Origin of the sequence: Erythrobacter sp. NFXS35 (assembly GCF_040148725.1) — a bacterium.
Lineage (GTDB): Bacteria > Pseudomonadota > Alphaproteobacteria > Sphingomonadales > Sphingomonadaceae > Erythrobacter.
Genome location: NZ_JAGDEB010000003.1, coordinates 258,433 through 274,473, shown reverse-complemented (window position 1 = coordinate 274,473; position 16,041 = coordinate 258,433). Strand labels below are relative to the sequence as shown.

Sequence of the window (16,041 nt, the reverse complement as noted above, 5' to 3'; positions counted from 1 at the left end):
ACGGGCGGAGTGCCGCCCTCGGGATTGATCCCAGTGTGCGCCCGTACCCTTACCAAGCTTGGCTTGACAAAGTGCCGGGCTTGCCCTGTTAGCGCGCCGGTAATGGCCCGGATCAGGCTTAACCTATTCCGGCTGCCCGGCGCCCTAGCGTCATAGCCTCGGACAGGACAAGAGTTTAGATGCACCCGTATCGCACGCACACTTGCGCACAGCTTTCTTCCGCTCAGGTGGGCGAAACCGTTCGCCTGTCGGGCTGGGTTCACCGCAAGCGGGATTTCGGCGGGGTGTTGTTCGTCGATTTGCGCGATCATTACGGGATCACCCAGATCGTCGCCGATGCGGATTCGCCCGCCTTGCCGGTGCTGGATCGGTTGCGGGTGGAATCGGTCATCACCATCGAAGGCGAGGTCAAGGCGCGGTCGGCCGAGACAGTGAACCCGCGCATTGCCACCGGCGAAGTCGAAGTGTTCGCACGCAGCATCACCGTGCAAAGCGCGTCGGAGGAACTGCCGCTGCCGGTCGCCGACGAACAGCCTTACCCCGAAGACGTGCGGCTGAAGTATCGCTTCCTCGATCTGCGGCGTGAAACGCTGCATCGGAACATCATGACCCGCGTGGCGGTGATCGCCGATATGCGCGCCCGCATGGCGACGGTCGGCTTCAATGAGTTTTCGACTCCGATCCTCACGGCATCATCGCCCGAAGGCGCGCGCGATTTCCTCGTGCCGAGCCGCATTCATGCCGGCAAGTTCTACGCGCTGCCGCAGGCACCGCAGCAGTACAAGCAGCTGCTGATGGTGGCGGGTTTCGACCGCTATTTCCAGATCGCCCCCTGCTTCCGCGACGAAGACCCGCGCGCTGACCGCCTGCCGGGCGAATTCTACCAGCTCGATCTGGAAATGAGCTTCGTCACACAGGAAGAAGTGTGGGAAACGATGGAGCCCGTCATTCAGGGCACCTTCGCAGCCTTTGCGGGCGACAAGCAGGTCACGCCCGCAGGCGAATTCCCGCGCATTCCCTATGACGAAGCGATCCTGAAATACGGCAGCGACAAGCCCGATCTGCGCAATCCTTTGATCATCAGCGATGTGTCTTCGCATTTCACCCAAAGCGGCTTCGGCCTGTTCGAGAAAATCGTCGGCAGCGGCGGCGTGGTGCGGGTGATCCCGGCGCCCGCCACCCACGAAAAGAGCCGCAAGTTCTTCGACGAGATGAACGAATGGGCGCGCAAGGAAGGTTACGCGGGCCTCGGCTACGTCACCAGAAAAGCCGGCGAATTCGGCGGCCCGATCGCCAAGAACCACGGGCCTGAACGCATGGCCGAGCTTTACGCCGAATTGGGCCTTGGCGAGAATGACGGGCTGTTCTTTGCCGCAGGCAAGGAAGCCGATGCTGCCAAGCTGGCAGGCGCGGCGCGCATCCGTGTGGGCGAGGAACTCGGCCTGATCGACGAAAACGCCTTCGCGCTCGCATGGATCGTCGACTTCCCGTTCTACGAATATAATGAAGACGAGAAGAAGGTCGATTTCAGCCACAACCCGTTCTCGATGCCGCAGGGCGGAATGGAGGCGCTGGAAGGGCAGGACCCGCTCACCATCAAGGCGTTCCAATACGATCTGGTCTGCAATGGCTTTGAAATCGCCTCCGGTTCGATCCGGAATCACAAACCCGAAACGATGGTCAAGGCATTCGAGATCGTCGGCCTTTCGAAGGCGGACGTGGAGGAACGGTTCGGCGGGATGTACCGCGCGTTCCAGTACGGCGCGCCGCCGCATGGCGGGATGGCCGCCGGTGTCGACCGGATCGTGATGCTGCTGTGCGGGGCCAAGAACCTGCGCGAAATCTCGCTGTTCCCGATGAACCAGCGCGCCGAAGACCTGCTGATGGGTGCGCCGAGCAGCCCCGAACCGCGGTCCTTGCGCGAACTGTCGCTTCGGGTCGTCGAACCGCCGAAGAAAGAGGGCGCCTGACCCGCCTCGTTTCGGGCAGGAGGGCCGCGGTCGCTGTGTGCGGCACTCCTCTTGCCCACTTGCGCTTGCCAGCGCCCTTCATTAGGGCGAAGGGGAGTTTTCCAAACCCCAGTTCAAGAGGGAATATCATGAGCGATACTGCCGACCGGGTAGCAAAGATTGTCGTCGAGCATCTCGGCGTCGAGGCTGACAAGGTCACCCAGGATGCGAGCTTCATCGACGATCTTGGTGCCGACAGCCTCGACATCGTCGAACTGGTGATGGCTTTCGAAGAGGAATTCGGTGTCGAAATCCCTGACGATGCGGCCGAAAAGATCACCACCGTTGGTGACGCCACGAAGTACATCGAAGAACACAAGGGCTAAGTCTTGCAGGCCAAGTCCCGGTTTTCCCGGGACGAGTGCCTGCAGGGTCAACCCTGTGACCGCGCTTGCCGACCACCTGTTTGCACGCAGGTGGGGCCATTGTCCGGCAATCGGTTTGCGGACACGCCGATCAGGGCTTACACAGGCTCAGCCCTTTACGGGTTGAGCCTGTTGCTCTTTCGGAGCCAATCCATTTTCTTTCGGAGAACCTGAATGCGCCGTGTGGTTGTAACCGGGCTAGGCCTTGTCACCCCGCTCGGGGGCGATGTCGAAACGACGTGGGCAAACCTGATCGCGGGCGAAAGCGGGGCGGGGCAGATCACCCGTTTCGACGCCTCGAACCAGAAATGCACCATCGCCTGCGAGGTGAAGGACAAGGATCATCCCTGGGGTTTCGATCCTGACAAGCGGGTGGATCACAAGGTTCAGCGGCAGGTCGATCCGTTCATCATCTTCGGCATCGACGCCGCCGGGCAGGCGCTGGAAGATGCCGGCCTGACCGACATGACGCAGGCCGAGAAGGAACGCACCGGATGCTCGATCGGATCGGGCATCGGCGGCCTGCCGGGGATCGAGCTGGAAAGTGTCAATCTGCATGAACGTGGGCCGAGCCGGGTCAGCCCGCATTTCGTCCACGGTCGCCTGATCAACCTCATCACCGGACAGGTGCAGATCAAATACGGCTTCATGGGGCCGAATCACGCGGTCGTTACCGCGTGTTCCACCGGCGCGCATTCGATCGGCGACGCGGCTCGCATGATCGCGGCAGACGATGCCGACGTGATGCTGGCGGGCGGGGCGGAAGGTACCATCAACCCGCTCGGCATTGCGGGCTTTGCACAGGCCCGTGCGCTCAATATGAGCATGAACGACCGGCCGACCGAAGCCAGCCGCCCCTATGACAAGGGCCGCGACGGCTTCGTCATGGGCGAGGGCGCGGGCGTGCTGGTGCTGGAGGAATACGAACGCGCCAAGGCACGCGGTGCGAAAATCTACGCCGAAGTGACCGGCTATGGCCTGTCGGGCGATGCCTATCACGTCACCGCTCCGCACCCCGAAGGTCGCGGTGCGGAACTCGCCATGCGCATGGCGCTGAAGAAGGCGGGGCTTGGTGCAGGCGATATCGATTACATCAACGCCCACGGCACTTCGACCATGGCCGACACTATCGAACTCGCCGCGATCAAGCGCGTGCTGGGCGAGGATCTGGGCGGCGCGTCAATGTCCTCGACCAAGTCCGCAATTGGCCACCTGCTGGGCGGCGCGGGCGCGGTGGAAGCGATCTTCTGCATTCTGGCAATGCGCGACCAGATCGTGCCGCCGACGCTCAACCTCAACGATCCGGACGAGGGCACAGAGGGCATCGATCTCGTCCCGCTGGTAGCAAAGAAGCGCGAAGTGCGCGCCGTGCTGAACAACAGCTTCGGGTTCGGCGGCACCAACGCCTCGATCATCATGCAGAAGATCGACTGACCCGATGACGCGCGCGCGCCTTGCTCTGCTGGGCCTCATCGCGCTGACATTGGCGGCACTGGTCTTTGCGTGGAGCCTGATGGGCTCGGCGACAGTGACGCAGGAGACCAGCTTCACCATTCCCGCAGGCGCTTCGGTCAGCGCGGTGGCGGAAAAGCTCGAGGCCGAGGGGCTGGTGTCGTCCGCCTCCGGTTTTGTGCTGCAGGCGCGCATCTTTGGTTCCGATGCGCCGATCCAGGCGGGCGAATTCCTGCTTGCTCCGGGCATGAGCCAGGGCGATATTCTCTCCGCCTTTCAGTCAGGCGACGTGATCCGGCGGTTCGTCACCATCCCCGAAGGGATGCCGTCGATCCTCGTGTGGGAACGGCTGATGGCCGAGGAATTGCTGAGCGGCGAAGTGCCAGTTCCTCCCGAAGGGTCGATCCTGCCCGATACCTACGACTTCGAACGTGGGCAGTCGCGTGAAGCCCTCGTCGAACGGATGCAGGCAGCGATGGACACTGCGTTGGCAGAAGAATGGGCCGGGCGCGCGCCCGACATCGCGGTGGATACGATGCGCGATGCGCTGATCCTTGCGTCGATCGTCGAAAAGGAAACCGGCAAGCCCGAAGAACGCCGGATGGTTGCCGGGCTGTATTCCAACCGGGTCAAGACGGGGATGCTGCTGCAGGCCGATCCGACGATCATCTACCCGATCACCAAGGGCAAGCCGCTGGGCCGCCGCATTCGCCAGTCGGAAATCTCGGCGGTCAACGGCTACAATACCTATACCCGCGTCGGCTTGCCCGAAGGGCCGATCACCAATCCGGGGCGCGAAAGCATCGCCGCGGTGCTCGACCCGGCCAAGACCAGCGCGCTGTTCATGGTCGCCGACGGCACCGGTGGGCACTGGTTTGCCGATACGCTGGAGCAGCACAACGCCAACGTCGCCAAGTGGTATGCGATCCGTCGCGAACGCGGCGAAATGTAGCCCGGAGCGCGGCGTTCGGCCACGTGACCAAAAACATCATGCCGCAACCTTTCATCCTCACCGCCGCATTGCCGGCCGATCTCCAGGGCTTCGCCGAGGGGCTGCGCCGCGCTCATTTTCCGGCCGACAAGAACCACCTTCACGCCCATGTGACGCTGTTTCATGCCTTCGCGCCCTCGCTGCTTGATGAACTGCGCGACTTCGTGCCACGCATCGCCGGCGAGTTCGCTGCGCCAGAGGGCGCGGTGAAGGGGGTAATGGATCTGGGCAAGGGCACCGCAATCGCGCTCGAAGCGCCGCAACTGTTGCATGTGCGTGCCATGATCGCGGAGCATTTCCACGGTAGCTTGACGGCGCAGGACCTCCACGAGCCGCGTCCGCACATCACGATCCAGAATAAGGTGACGAAGGAAGACGCACGCGCGCTCCAGTCCAGCCTCGCCTCGGCGTTGACGCCGTGGATCGCCAAGGGGCGTTTCGCTTTTCCCGCGCTGGAGCTTCACCTGTATCAGGGCGGGCCGTGGCTGAAGATCAAGACCTGCGCATTTCGCGGCCGCCAGCAGCTGTGATCGGGGCGCCGCGATCTGGGCCGCAACGGGGCTTGACCCGGCCAGAACAGCGCCCTAAACGCGCGCCTCGCACGGCGGTCTCCGCTGCGCGATTCCGGCTGAAAATTGCGCCGGAAGCCCATGGGGCGGAGTAGCTCAGCCGGTTAGAGCAGCGGAATCATAATCCGCGTGTCGGGGGTTCGAGTCCCTCCTCCGCTACCAGTCAAGTCATTTATCCTAATGACTTTAAACAATTAATTGGCTGTCTGTGAAAGTTGGCGCCACATCCGGTCCCACACTTTGGGCGGGATGTAGTGGTCTTTCTTGATCCCCCATCGGACCATGCTCCGATCGGGCAGGAGCTCGCTCCCCAACAAGCCGGGAACTCCCTCGCTGACCAGATTCAGATTTTTCGTTGCGCTGCGGTGCCGTTGGATCAGCCAATCAGCAACGGCACCTCGCGATCCAGACTCAGTCTGCTCCCGATCATCAGGATAAATGTCTGCTTCCGCACAAAGCCGCCATACGGCTTTCGGAGTCGAACGCTGACCCCGCTATTGACTGCAACTGGGTGGATTTCTGCCCATGACCGACAGAGTCATCGCCGCACATCCAGCATAGATCATCTGCACGACAGACCTGCCCTTAACGCACGGCTTGACTTGAGCTCTGTTGCACACCTAAGTTCAGAAAATGAAGTTTGACTCGAGCCCACCCCCGCGCCTGCGTGCGCCGGTCGCCCCCGCCGACTGCGGCATGGCCATGACCGCGCGCCTTTTTGGCGACCGCTGGACGCTGTTGGTGCTGCGTGAGGTGTTTTATGGCGTCACCTGCTTCGCTGATATCCGCGCCGATTTGGGCCTCCCGCCAGCAACGCTCGATAAGCGGCTGACCGCATTGGTCGAGGCCGGGGTGCTGAAGCGAGCGCACTACAAGCTTGAAAGCGAGCGCGCCCGCGCCGCCTACCACTTGACCGAGGCTGGCATCGGACTGTTGCCGATGTTGTTGGCCATGAAGGAATGGGGAGACGCAGTGTTGCGACTTGATGATCCGCCCACCCGATTGGTCCATGCCGACTCTGGCGAGCGTCTGCGTATTGGTCTTGTAGACGCACATGGTGCGGCCGTCCCCTTCGAGCGGGCGGAATTGCGCCCTGCGGGGGAAACAGGCGCGTGACGCGCTGGGCAAGGCGGGCGCTGGCCGTGCTGACGGTGTTGTGCTTCGCAGTTGGGGTGGTGTGGCTGGTCGTGTTTCGCGTGCCGGCACCGCCTGCCCCCGCGCACCAGGGCTTTGTTCTTGACGGCGTGACGATCATCAACCCGATGCAGGATCGCAGCAGCGATACCCGAATTGTGGTCCAGGGCGGGATCTTTGCGAGGGATGCTGGTGCCGGCAGCGATCTTCCGGTGCTGGAGCAGTATCGCGGCCGTTTCGTGTTGCCCGGCTTCATTGACATGCACACCCACCTACCGGGCGACAACCTGCTCAAGCTGACCCAGCATTACGGACTTCTCCATCTGGCCCACGGCGTCACCACGATCCGTACCGCTGGCGATATCGACGGGACTGCGGACGTCGCGGCCCGGGAGTTGATCGCGGCCCAAGCGCCGTTTCCACATCTCATTTCCTGCGGGCCCTTTGTCTCCCGCGGGGGAAAGGTGTGGCCGAACAGCCTTCTGATCGAAACACCCGCAGACGCCGAGCGCGCAGTCGCGCGCATCGCTGCTGGCGACCATGGCTGCGTCAAGGCTTATGAGGGCCTCAATCCTGTCCTGATTGCCGCGCTGGTCCGGGCCGCAGATGCGCGCGGCCTCCAGGTTATCGGTCACGTGCCAGTCGACCTTACATTTGAAAAGGCAGGCGTGCCTGATGTTCAGCACTTCTTCGGTGTGCCAGATCCATCCGGGCTCCACGGTCATGATGTCACCTACCGGAATGGTGATTGGACCCGAGTGGACGAGGCGCGCCTTGAAGCAATTAAGGCACATGTTCTTGCCAGCGGCATCCGCAACACGCCGACCATTGCCACTCTCGAAGGCTTCGGGCGGCTCGCCGATCCTACCGCCTCAGCGCGGCTTTCTAGTTCGCTGTTGCCGACCTTCTTCGCCGAGGTGGTGTGGAACGCGCGCACAGGCCTTCCAGTCTATCGCGGCATAAATGGTGTTCGGTTCGATCAGGCCGGGCAGGCGCTCCGACTAAAGCAGCGTCTTGTCAAACAGCTGTCAGATGGCGGCGCCGTGCTGCATCTCGGGACCGACGTCGGTCAGCCTTTTACCGCTCCGGGCTGGTCGTTCTGGCGCGAATTGCGCCTGTTCGGCGACGCTGGCGTCGCGCCCGAGCAAGCGCTCGCTTACGCAACCAACGTTGCCGGAGCCTCGCTTGGAAATGGCGCCGGCAGAGTCTCTATCGGTGGGCGTGCTGATCTGCTGATCTTTGCTCGCGACCCGACCCGCTCGCTCGATGCACTCGACAGCCTTGAAGCCGTTGTGGTCACCGGTCGGCTCTACACTCGCCGCGAACTGAACGAAGCGGTGAAAGGTTCGCTCGCCCATTACGAGGCTTGGCCTTTACGTCTGATTGCGCGCTCGGCCGCGCAACGCACAGTCGACGAGGCAGCGCGCAACTTCGGAGGGCAAGGGAAACATTGAGACGCTATGACGGCAAAGGGATCGTTTCCTGCTTGTCAGCTTTTCGTCCCAATGCCGCGATATCAGCCTGTCCGCTTTCGGGATTTGCCGAGGCGCTCGCGAACGGCTCATTGTGGGTGGAGAGCTGCCAATCAAGCCTTAATGTAACGTTTGAAACTCACAATCGGATCGTCCGCCGCTCCATTGCAGAACTTCGCGCTTCGTCTCTGCGCTTGGAGGTGTGCGGCAAGGTATAGAGTCGTTGGGCCAGCAGGGGTATATGCTACTATGACGCCCATCTTGGCCTAGAAATCAATTTTGCGAGTGAAACTTCATTGATAAATTCGGTGTAATATTCTTAAGGTGCTTATTCGTTCTTTAAATAAATGACTTTCTGGATCTATGATCGCAGAGTGTGCAATAGCCCTCAATTTTTTTAAATTATGACGATAATTATGATTGATCAGCATTTTGTTTACAACGTCAAACCTATTTAGCTTCGCAAAGTACTCCACACTTGTAGATCCCATTTGATCTTCGATATCGACCCTTGCTCCTTTTGAAATCAACTGATTAAAATTAGTCCAATCACTGTCCTCAACGCCCTTCAAGAAGGCCAGATCAACTGCTCGACGCCCGTCGCGTTTGTCAATAGAATTTGCGTCACCACCCCCCTCAAGTAAAATACGAAGTAAATTCGAATTGTCATACGTTGACGAGATAACTATCGGGTTGACAGAACCATCAATGTATTTATTAGGGTTTGCGCCTTTATTAAGTAGCGCCGAGATTCCTCGTTCACTTTGACATGTGATTGCCCACATTAAAGGTGTTGTTCCGCCAAAGCCTGCGTGATTGACGTCTGCCCCTAAAGCTATCGCTTCATATATAGCGTCTTTATCTCCGACGCATGAAGTATCGGCCAGTTGAACCTGAGCGCCCGAACTGAATACATCTGCAGACGTCTTCCCACCTACTGTATGTACTCCGCCACATCCGGCCAGTGCTACGAGGGCGATTATTAAATCCTTCATTGAATTCATTCTCAGAATCCTATGTGTGGTGTGATCGAGCTTTACCGTGAGCCCAAGCATCGGTTTATCGAGGTCGTGATGCGTAACTGTCTCAGTTGATTATCATACCAATATGTCAACGCCGAAGGAATAGGTGAACTGTCAGGGCAAGGCATCAAACATTTGATCGACGTAAAGTGCCCTGTCACCTTCTCGTCAGCAAAGGGGTCGTTTGCTGAACGGCAGGAATTTTTCCAGAAGCAAGGCAAAGCCGCCATTAGCGGCCCGATCTGAGCCGTGACCGCTACCGACCCAGACCCGGTCCTTCAACAGAATCGCCACGAGTGTCCGGTCTTACCAGGACCTGCCATTAGGAACTTCAAAGCGCTGGGTCAGAATAGCGCCCTCATTCCGATCATCAGGTCTGTCGTCAACGTTCCGAAAGCGGTCATTAAGTCCGCATTGCATTGATGTCCGCTTTCGATCGACCCTCGTTGGTCGACACCCGTTCCTTCTCCTGGCCGATCTCGACCGCGCAGGATTTCCGTGACCTATTCGCATTTTGATCCCGCCGTGCAGAACCGCATCCGTAATTAGTTTATTGAACTGCATTGTTTCCGAAATTTGCGAATTCAATCAGCCTATTCCACCATTAAGTGCCCGAAGCATTCTGCTTTCAAGCGACTGTATAATCGGACGGAAAAGGAGTTTGGCATGAATTCGAGGATTATCATTGTTGCTGCGGCTGGCCTCACCCTCTCCGCGTGCGAGGAGCCCTATGAAGAAGGAGCGGTCGTGACCGAGGGGGGAACTGTCATGACAGAAGCCGAAGCCGACATTTGGGAGAACCGGATGGACCAGATGGAGGCTCGGGTGGATCGCCTCGAGCGTGAAGCGGACATTTACGGAACGCCTCTTGCGGAGGTCCATGCGGACGCCGCCGAAGCAGCTGCCGATCGGGCGGAGGATCGCGCCGATACGCTAGAAACGAGCACAGATTTGGCGCAATGAGGCTGCCGGGGACGCTCCGATACTAAGGACTTGCGCATATCGTCGATAGAGAGCGGCTGGCCGGTTTCCCGAGGATGGTTCGCCATCAAATCAAATAGCCTTGTCAGGGCAAAGGCACTGGTCCTCGCAAGAACGAGTTTTGCCACCCCAAGAGTGGTGTCTTGCTGACTTCTGGCCGGAGGCCCCGTCCTTGAAACCTAGCCGGCGACGCGGCCGCAAGCTCAACACGAATGATTTCCGGTTAGCGCGGCCGCGCTTCCCATTTCCCGGAAGCGAGCGGTGGGTGAACAGGCGTAGGCAGAGGCCATCAAGGCCTCCACCTGCGCATAATCTGGTTAGGTCTGCGGCATTTGGACGCTATCGCCGAGGCGTGCCATCACCGCGCTTGCATTGAAGGTGTTTTCTGCACCCATCGGCGGCTGACCGCGATACATCTCGATCACCGCAGTAGCGGCGAACTGGTCGCTTGCCATTATCTGCTGCGTCGGGAAGGCTGTACCGATGTAGGGATCGAAGGTGTTCCAGCCATAGCCTGCGCCATAGAAGTTCCAGGTCGGCCCCCAGCCGGGATAGGTCGTCGGCACTGTGTCAATATCGACTTCGGTCTGCGTCCGGTCGCGCACGATATAGAAGCCATCATACCCCTTTTGCCGGGTCAGTTCAGCGGCCCGATACAGCAGATACTGCTCGACCGTCTCGCGCGATGTGACATCGTTGCCTTCAAATTTGACGCGGTAGCGATCAGATTGGATCATTTCGCTGGAATAGCCGAACTGTTGCCCGGCCATCTCGGCAGACTGATAAGGTGTCGGGGTTGCACAGGCGCCGAGCGCAACGGCCATGCCGAAGGCCGCTGCGACGGCTAGACTGCTGCGAGTTGTTAACATATTTAACCTCCTGTATTTGCTGCTTCTTTTCGGAAACAGTGCAATGCGGAGACAGTTCCGTCAGAACGGATGAACAGAGGCAAACAGCGGACGAAAAGCCCTCCCATTTAGCGTTCTTCCAGCGCCTCGTCGGCGGTTTTCAGGATTGGCTTGGTCAAATAGCGGAACACGGTGGTTTCGCCGGTCTTGATCTCGGCAGTGGCAGTCATTCCGGGTTGGATCTGTATGATTTCGCCAGCTTCGCGCGGCCGCATCGGTCCAGTGTTCACCTCGACATAGGCAGCGTAATAGCTGACCGGACCGTCCTCGGTATCCTCGGTAAGAGTGTCGGCGCTGACATAGGTGACCTTGCCGTCGGCTGCTCCGTAAATGCTCGAATCATAGGCGTCGAACTTTACCGACGCCTCCTGCCCCTTCCTGACGGAAGCGATCTCGGATGGCGGAATCCGCGCCTCCACTATCAGGTCATCGCGAGTGGGAACGATCTGCAGCACCTCGTCGCCAGGCTGCAGCACCGCGCCGATAGTGGTATATGAAACGTTGACCACCACGCCGTCAGTCGGGGCATAGAGCTCTGTGTGTTCCAGGGCCTGCCGCCTTTGAGCAAGGGATTGTTCGGCGGTAGCCAATTCTCCTTCTATCCGGGCGTATTCTGTCTGCAGCTCCTGTAGGTAGGTGTTTCGCCGATTGGTGATCTGGCCTTGGAGATCGGCGACGGTCCGCTGCATGCGCAGCACTTCGGACTCGCTGACATCCCCGCTTTCCACGAGCGGGAGGTTCATCTCGAGTTCCCGCTGAACGAGGCCGAGCATGGATCGCAGGTTTTCCAGCTCATCTTCCAACGCTCTTCGCCTTTGACGATATAGCGCAGCCTGATTTGCGACGAATTCTTGCTGCTGCCGCAGGACAGCCGGGAAATTCAGAGGCCGGTCGAAGAGTTCCGCTTCGATCCGCGCCATCTGCGTCCTCAGGTCAGCGACCTTCGCCTGGCTTTCGTCGACTGCGGCCTGCTGACTGACCTTGTCCAGCACGACGAGGAGCTGGCCTTCCTCCACCCGGTCGCCCGCTCGCACGAGCATTCTGCTGGTTACGCCGCCCTCCGGGCTTTGCACGATCTGCACGCGTCCGCTTGGTATCACAGTGCCAGGCGCGCGCGTGATCTGATCCAGTTCGGCCCACATGGACCAACCCAGGAATCCCAAGACGGCCAGCGCGGAAACGAGGATTATGAGGTTCGACTGTTTGATCACGACGAACCCGCGGCCTTCTTCGCGACGGCCGTATCCGGCTTGGCGGGATTGGCATGTCTGGATTTGCGGCGCGCCGTTGAATTTTCGAGGACCTTGACTTCCGGTCCGCTCGGTTTGTCTTTCTTATCGATCGAATGCGGCGTGGAAGTGGCTTTTTTCGGCTGCAACTTGCGAATGACTTCCTGCGGCGTTCCGTCGAGCGCGATCCTCCCGTTGGTGAGCACGATAACCCGGTTGACCAGCGAGAGTAGCTGCAGGCGATGCGTAACGATGACAAGCGTGCTGTCCGGCCCGATCGCCTGCTCGACCGCCCCGAGCACCCGCTTTTCAGTCGGCTGATCAAGGTTGGCGGTTGGCTCGTCCAACAGCCAAATTCGCGGTTTGCCGAGCATCAGGCGTGACAGGCCCGCAAGCGTACGCTGCCCTCCCGAAAGGCCGCGCCCCCCTTCCGAAATCGGCAGGTCGAGGCCCATTGGATGAGCGGAAATGATCGAGGAAAGGCCGGTATCCTCCGCAACAGCCATCACGGCATCGTCGCCCGGATCGGGTAGGCCAAGCAGAATATTGTCGCGCAGGGTGCCGTTGAGCATTCTGGTATCCTGCGGAAGATAGCCGATCTCCCACCGCACGACCTCATCGGCAATCTGGCTAATGTCGAGTCCGCCGATCGTGATCAGGCCTCTGGACGGCGCGTACAGGCCAGCCAGCAGCCGCAGCAAGGTGGACTTGCCTGAGCCGATGCCGCCGATGATCGCGACCCGTTCACCTTTGCCGATTTCAAGACGGGGTATGTCAATGCCCGAACGGGCGCCCGGATAGGCAAATTGCACGTCCTCCAGTTTGATTGACCCCTTAAGCGTCTCGGGCCGCAAGGCCTCAACATTCGCCGGACGATCCATGGGAAGGGCGAGGATCGCATCGAGCGCGGCAAGCGATGAGCGGGCATACCCCCATTGCACCAGAAAACTGGGAAGCTGATTGACGAGCGGGCCGTTGATGCGGCTGGCGATGATCGAGGCAGCGAGCAGCGCGCCGATCGTCATTTCGCCCCTGGTCACTTGCAGCGCGCCCAAGGCGATAATCATGACGTAGGCAATCTGCTGCAGCGAGCCGAAAATCGGGCCGGCCGCAGCCGACCACCGTTTCACCGGATCCTCGTGCAGCTGCAATTCATCCATCAGGTCGTTCCAGCGGGAAAGCATGTGCCATCCGCCGCGATTGGCCTTCACCGTTTCTGCGGCGTCGAGCGATTCCACCAGCAATCCGTTCTTCCGGTTGCCGCTGATCTGGGCCTTGTCGGTATCCTTCATGATGAGGCGGGCGAGGATATAGGCGATGAGCAGGGCGAGCGGAAAGCTGATGACGGGCACCAGTGCGACCATCCCGGCAATGCTCGCGATTACGAAGATGAAGAAGATCGCGAACGGAAGATCGGCAATCAGGAAGATCGAGGCCGAACTCAGCAGCGAACGGATCTGTTCGAGCCCGCGAAGCTGCGCCGCCATCGTGCCGATCCCGCCGGGCCTTGCGTCAAGCCGGATCGCCTGCGCCCGTGCGAAGAAGAACTCCGATACTTCTGCGTCGATATGTGCGGCTTCGCGCTCGATCATCACGGCGCGGGTAGCGCGGAGCACGAAATCGATTGTCAGCGCGAGCAGCACGCCCACTGTCAGAACCCATAGAGTGGAATAGCCGCTTCTCGGGATCACGCGGTCATAGACCTGCATTGCGTATAATGAGGTGGCGAGTGTCACCAGATTGACGATCACAGTCGCCACGATCGCGGAGGCGAACACCCTTTTGCGCAGCAGGATGGCTCTCCAGAACACGCTCAGCGCGTTTGGCGTTTCGTCGTGTTCGACCGATCTCGGGAGAGACAGCTCGTAGAAGCGCACGCCGCGCCCGAAACTCCAGCGTTGATGGCTACCGAGGCGGTCCACCCTCAGCGTTTCTGTGCTGTCCCACTGGTCCGCGATGCCCCATCCTCGCGTCGGCGAGAAAACCAGCAGAGGAAATTGATTCGCTCGCGGTCGGCCAGAAACCCGGGTCGGCTCCTTCCATCCGGCGCTTTCGGCGAGGCGGTGAAGGGCCTTGTCACCATCGTCCGCGGTCGGGTCGACGCCTTTGTCCCAATCGGGCGGAAGCGCCACACCGCGGCGACGGGCGAAAGATTCCACCAGGTCTGTAAGCTTCTCACTCACCGGCGGCCCCCGTCAGATCAGGACGCCACACGCACGTTCGCAGAAGCAACCTTCCGGCAGAGCTCATCGCTGTTCTTTGAGCGTCCACCAGCGCCATCTCGGCGGTCATGCTTTCGCGTACCGCATTCATGACGTCCAACCAGGTGCGCCGGCCGGTGATGAACTGGCGGACAAAGGACTCCGTGACCTCCTTTGCCGAGCGCGCAGCAATGCCGCTGCTCGCAATCGTATCTTTCGCAGTGGTGTTTTCGACGATGTCGAGAACAACCGCTTCGCGCAGCTGGCGTTCGGCTGTTGTGATCTGAATCTGGCTGGCCTGCTCGCGCAGGCGCGCGCCGTCCGCGGCGGCAAAAGGGGCAAGACCGCCATTGGTCTGGGCGTTCACGACCAAGCCAAAGCGCGTTCCGAAATCGCGATCATGCATCAGCTCGGCACTGAGCTGCGGCAGGATCGAAGCTTCGGTAACCTCGGCTTCTGCTCTCGCCACGCCGGCTTCGGCTAGCAGCCGACGCCTCGTTGGATCGCAGACGAGCGCCTGCGGAACTGCCCCCTCTGTTGGCGGATGATGAATGGCCCGGGAATATTCAGGTAGCGGACCTAGCTCCAGATCCGAGCGGCCGGTCAGCTCTGCCAGCCGTTGAAGCGCGGTGTAGCGCTGAGCGACCGTAAGGCCGAGCTGCTGTTCAACTTGGGCTGCCCGCGATGTCGCCAGTTCCAGGTCAGAGCGAGGGCTTACCCTTTGCCGGACCCGGCGCGCCATAGATTCCACCAGGCGTTGATGTTCGGCAAGGCTGGCGCGCAGGATTGCCTCGCGCTGCATCGCCTGCACAGCATCGTAATACGCCGTCAGCGTTCTCAGCGCGATATCCTGAATCGTTTCGTCCAGCTGAGCCTCCGCAGCCGCCCGCACCGCTTCGGCGCGCTGTATTCCGGCAGTGATCCTGCCGCCCGCCCACAGCGGCTGCTGCACCCGTAATTCAGGAGAAAATCGCCCCAGCCGGTCATCCTGCGCTCGTGCTCCGACCGAGACACTTGGAAAGCGCTGCCATTCTGCCGCTCGCAAGTCTGCAGCCGATGCGCGGATCGAGGTCTCGGCCGCGCGAACTTCCGGATAGGTGCGGACTGCTTGGAAGGCGGTAACGCTCAGCCCGTCCGGGATTGCCGCCGGAGCGTCATCTGCAGGCAGCACTTCCACATTGGGCGTGGCCGGGGGACCATAAACATTCGAGCCAGATTCCTGCGCTCGACAATACAAGGGCGATGCCACACAAAGCACTGCGCTCGCGACTATATATCCGGGCGCGCGGCTTTGCTGCAAACACCGCACAAATCCTAGAGCGCGACCTATTGCTGCCTCATCACCTGCTCGGGTCTGTGACATTATCCCGATCCTCCACCACTGCTCGAAAGCGCACGAGAATGGCGAAGGGCGTTGGCGGGTGTGAGCCCCGTAAGTCCGCCTAATGTTTGCATACCAACCTTGGTCTCCGGCAGCTGTTGAGCAGTCTTGTAAGGACTTGAGAGGGGGTGCCCCGAACATGAGTTACGATGGCAATTTCGAAATTGGAGTTGGAGACCGGTTCTTTCGTTGTTCGTAAGAAGCAGGTGTCTTCAGCGCGGATCGATCGCTGATTAAGCGGCTCGCGCCCGAAGCGGCGCCCTTCTCTGGGCCAGAGACGAAACCGCATGAGGGGTGCCAAGATGCACTCCCGGTGTTCACGCCCCA

13 protein-coding genes and 1 tRNA gene are annotated in these 16,041 nt (G+C 60.3%); 9 read left to right on the top strand and 5 right to left on the bottom strand.

Features of this window, described 5'->3' with window-relative positions; all coding sequences use genetic code 11:
* Positions 1-179: 179 nt before the first annotated feature.
* From aspS to J3454_RS12805, 8 genes are all read left to right on the top strand, one after another.
* Positions 180-1,970: an aspartate--tRNA ligase gene (aspS, locus tag J3454_RS12840; RefSeq protein ID WP_349514168.1), complete on the top strand. Its 1,791-nt coding sequence runs from the start codon at positions 180-182 to the stop codon at positions 1,968-1,970.
* A gap of 128 nt (positions 1,971-2,098) precedes the next feature.
* Positions 2,099-2,335 (top strand): acyl carrier protein, encoded by a 237-nt coding sequence (locus tag J3454_RS12835; protein ID WP_017666217.1) that lies wholly within the window; start codon positions 2,099-2,101, stop codon positions 2,333-2,335.
* A 213-nt stretch (positions 2,336-2,548) separates the two neighbouring features.
* Positions 2,549-3,808 carry a beta-ketoacyl-ACP synthase II gene (gene fabF, locus J3454_RS12830; protein ID WP_349514167.1) on the top strand — a complete coding sequence of 420 codons (1,260 nt, stop codon included), beginning with the start codon at positions 2,549-2,551 and terminating at the stop codon, positions 3,806-3,808.
* Between the two features lie 4 nt (positions 3,809-3,812).
* A complete protein-coding gene (gene mltG / locus J3454_RS12825; RefSeq protein WP_349514166.1) occupies positions 3,813-4,778 on the top strand; it encodes an endolytic transglycosylase MltG in 966 nt (321 codons plus the stop codon).
* Between the two features lie 38 nt (positions 4,779-4,816).
* Positions 4,817-5,347: a 2'-5' RNA ligase family protein gene (locus J3454_RS12820; RefSeq protein ID WP_349514165.1), complete on the top strand. Its 531-nt coding sequence runs from the start codon at positions 4,817-4,819 to the stop codon at positions 5,345-5,347.
* A gap of 124 nt (positions 5,348-5,471) precedes the next feature.
* Positions 5,472-5,548, top strand: a tRNA-Met gene (locus J3454_RS12815).
* Positions 5,549-6,082: 534 nt separating this feature from the next.
* Complete coding sequence (locus J3454_RS12810; protein WP_349514164.1) at positions 6,083-6,502, top strand: winged helix-turn-helix transcriptional regulator; 420 nt, start codon at positions 6,083-6,085, stop codon at positions 6,500-6,502.
* Positions 6,499-7,974 carry an amidohydrolase family protein gene (locus J3454_RS12805; RefSeq protein ID WP_349514163.1) on the top strand — a complete coding sequence of 492 codons (1,476 nt, stop codon included), beginning with the start codon at positions 6,499-6,501 and terminating at the stop codon, positions 7,972-7,974. Before J3454_RS12810 ends, J3454_RS12805 begins: the two co-directional genes overlap by 4 nt.
* Positions 7,975-8,285: 311 nt before the next feature.
* Here the strand turns inward: J3454_RS12805 and J3454_RS12800 are convergent, their stop codons facing one another.
* Positions 8,286-8,996, bottom strand: a complete 711-nt coding sequence (locus J3454_RS12800) for an ankyrin repeat domain-containing protein (protein ID WP_349514162.1) — start codon at positions 8,994-8,996, stop codon at positions 8,286-8,288.
* A 684-nt stretch (positions 8,997-9,680) separates the two neighbouring features.
* Between J3454_RS12800 and J3454_RS12795 the strand changes: the two genes are divergently transcribed.
* Positions 9,681-9,977 (top strand): hypothetical protein, encoded by a 297-nt coding sequence (locus tag J3454_RS12795; RefSeq protein ID WP_349514161.1) that lies wholly within the window; start codon positions 9,681-9,683, stop codon positions 9,975-9,977.
* Positions 9,978-10,312: 335 nt separating this feature from the next.
* Here J3454_RS12795 and J3454_RS12790 read toward each other — a convergent pair whose 3' ends face one another.
* From J3454_RS12790 to J3454_RS12775, 4 genes are all read right to left on the bottom strand, one after another.
* A complete protein-coding gene (locus J3454_RS12790; protein WP_349514160.1) occupies positions 10,313-10,864 on the bottom strand; it encodes a CC0125/CC1285 family lipoprotein in 552 nt (183 codons plus the stop codon).
* 107 nt (positions 10,865-10,971) lie between these two features.
* A complete protein-coding gene (locus J3454_RS12785) occupies positions 10,972-12,114 on the bottom strand; it encodes a beta-barrel domain-containing protein (RefSeq protein ID WP_349514159.1) in 1,143 nt (380 codons plus the stop codon).
* Positions 12,111-14,054 carry an ATP-binding cassette domain-containing protein gene (locus J3454_RS12780; RefSeq protein WP_349514158.1) on the bottom strand — a complete coding sequence of 648 codons (1,944 nt, stop codon included), beginning with the start codon at positions 14,052-14,054 and terminating at the stop codon, positions 12,111-12,113. The genes J3454_RS12785 and J3454_RS12780 overlap by 4 nt, the downstream gene beginning before the upstream one ends.
* Before the next feature lie 253 nt (positions 14,055-14,307).
* A complete protein-coding gene (locus J3454_RS12775; RefSeq protein ID WP_349514157.1) occupies positions 14,308-15,582 on the bottom strand; it encodes a TolC family protein in 1,275 nt (424 codons plus the stop codon).
* Positions 15,583-16,041: the final 459 nt, after the last annotated feature.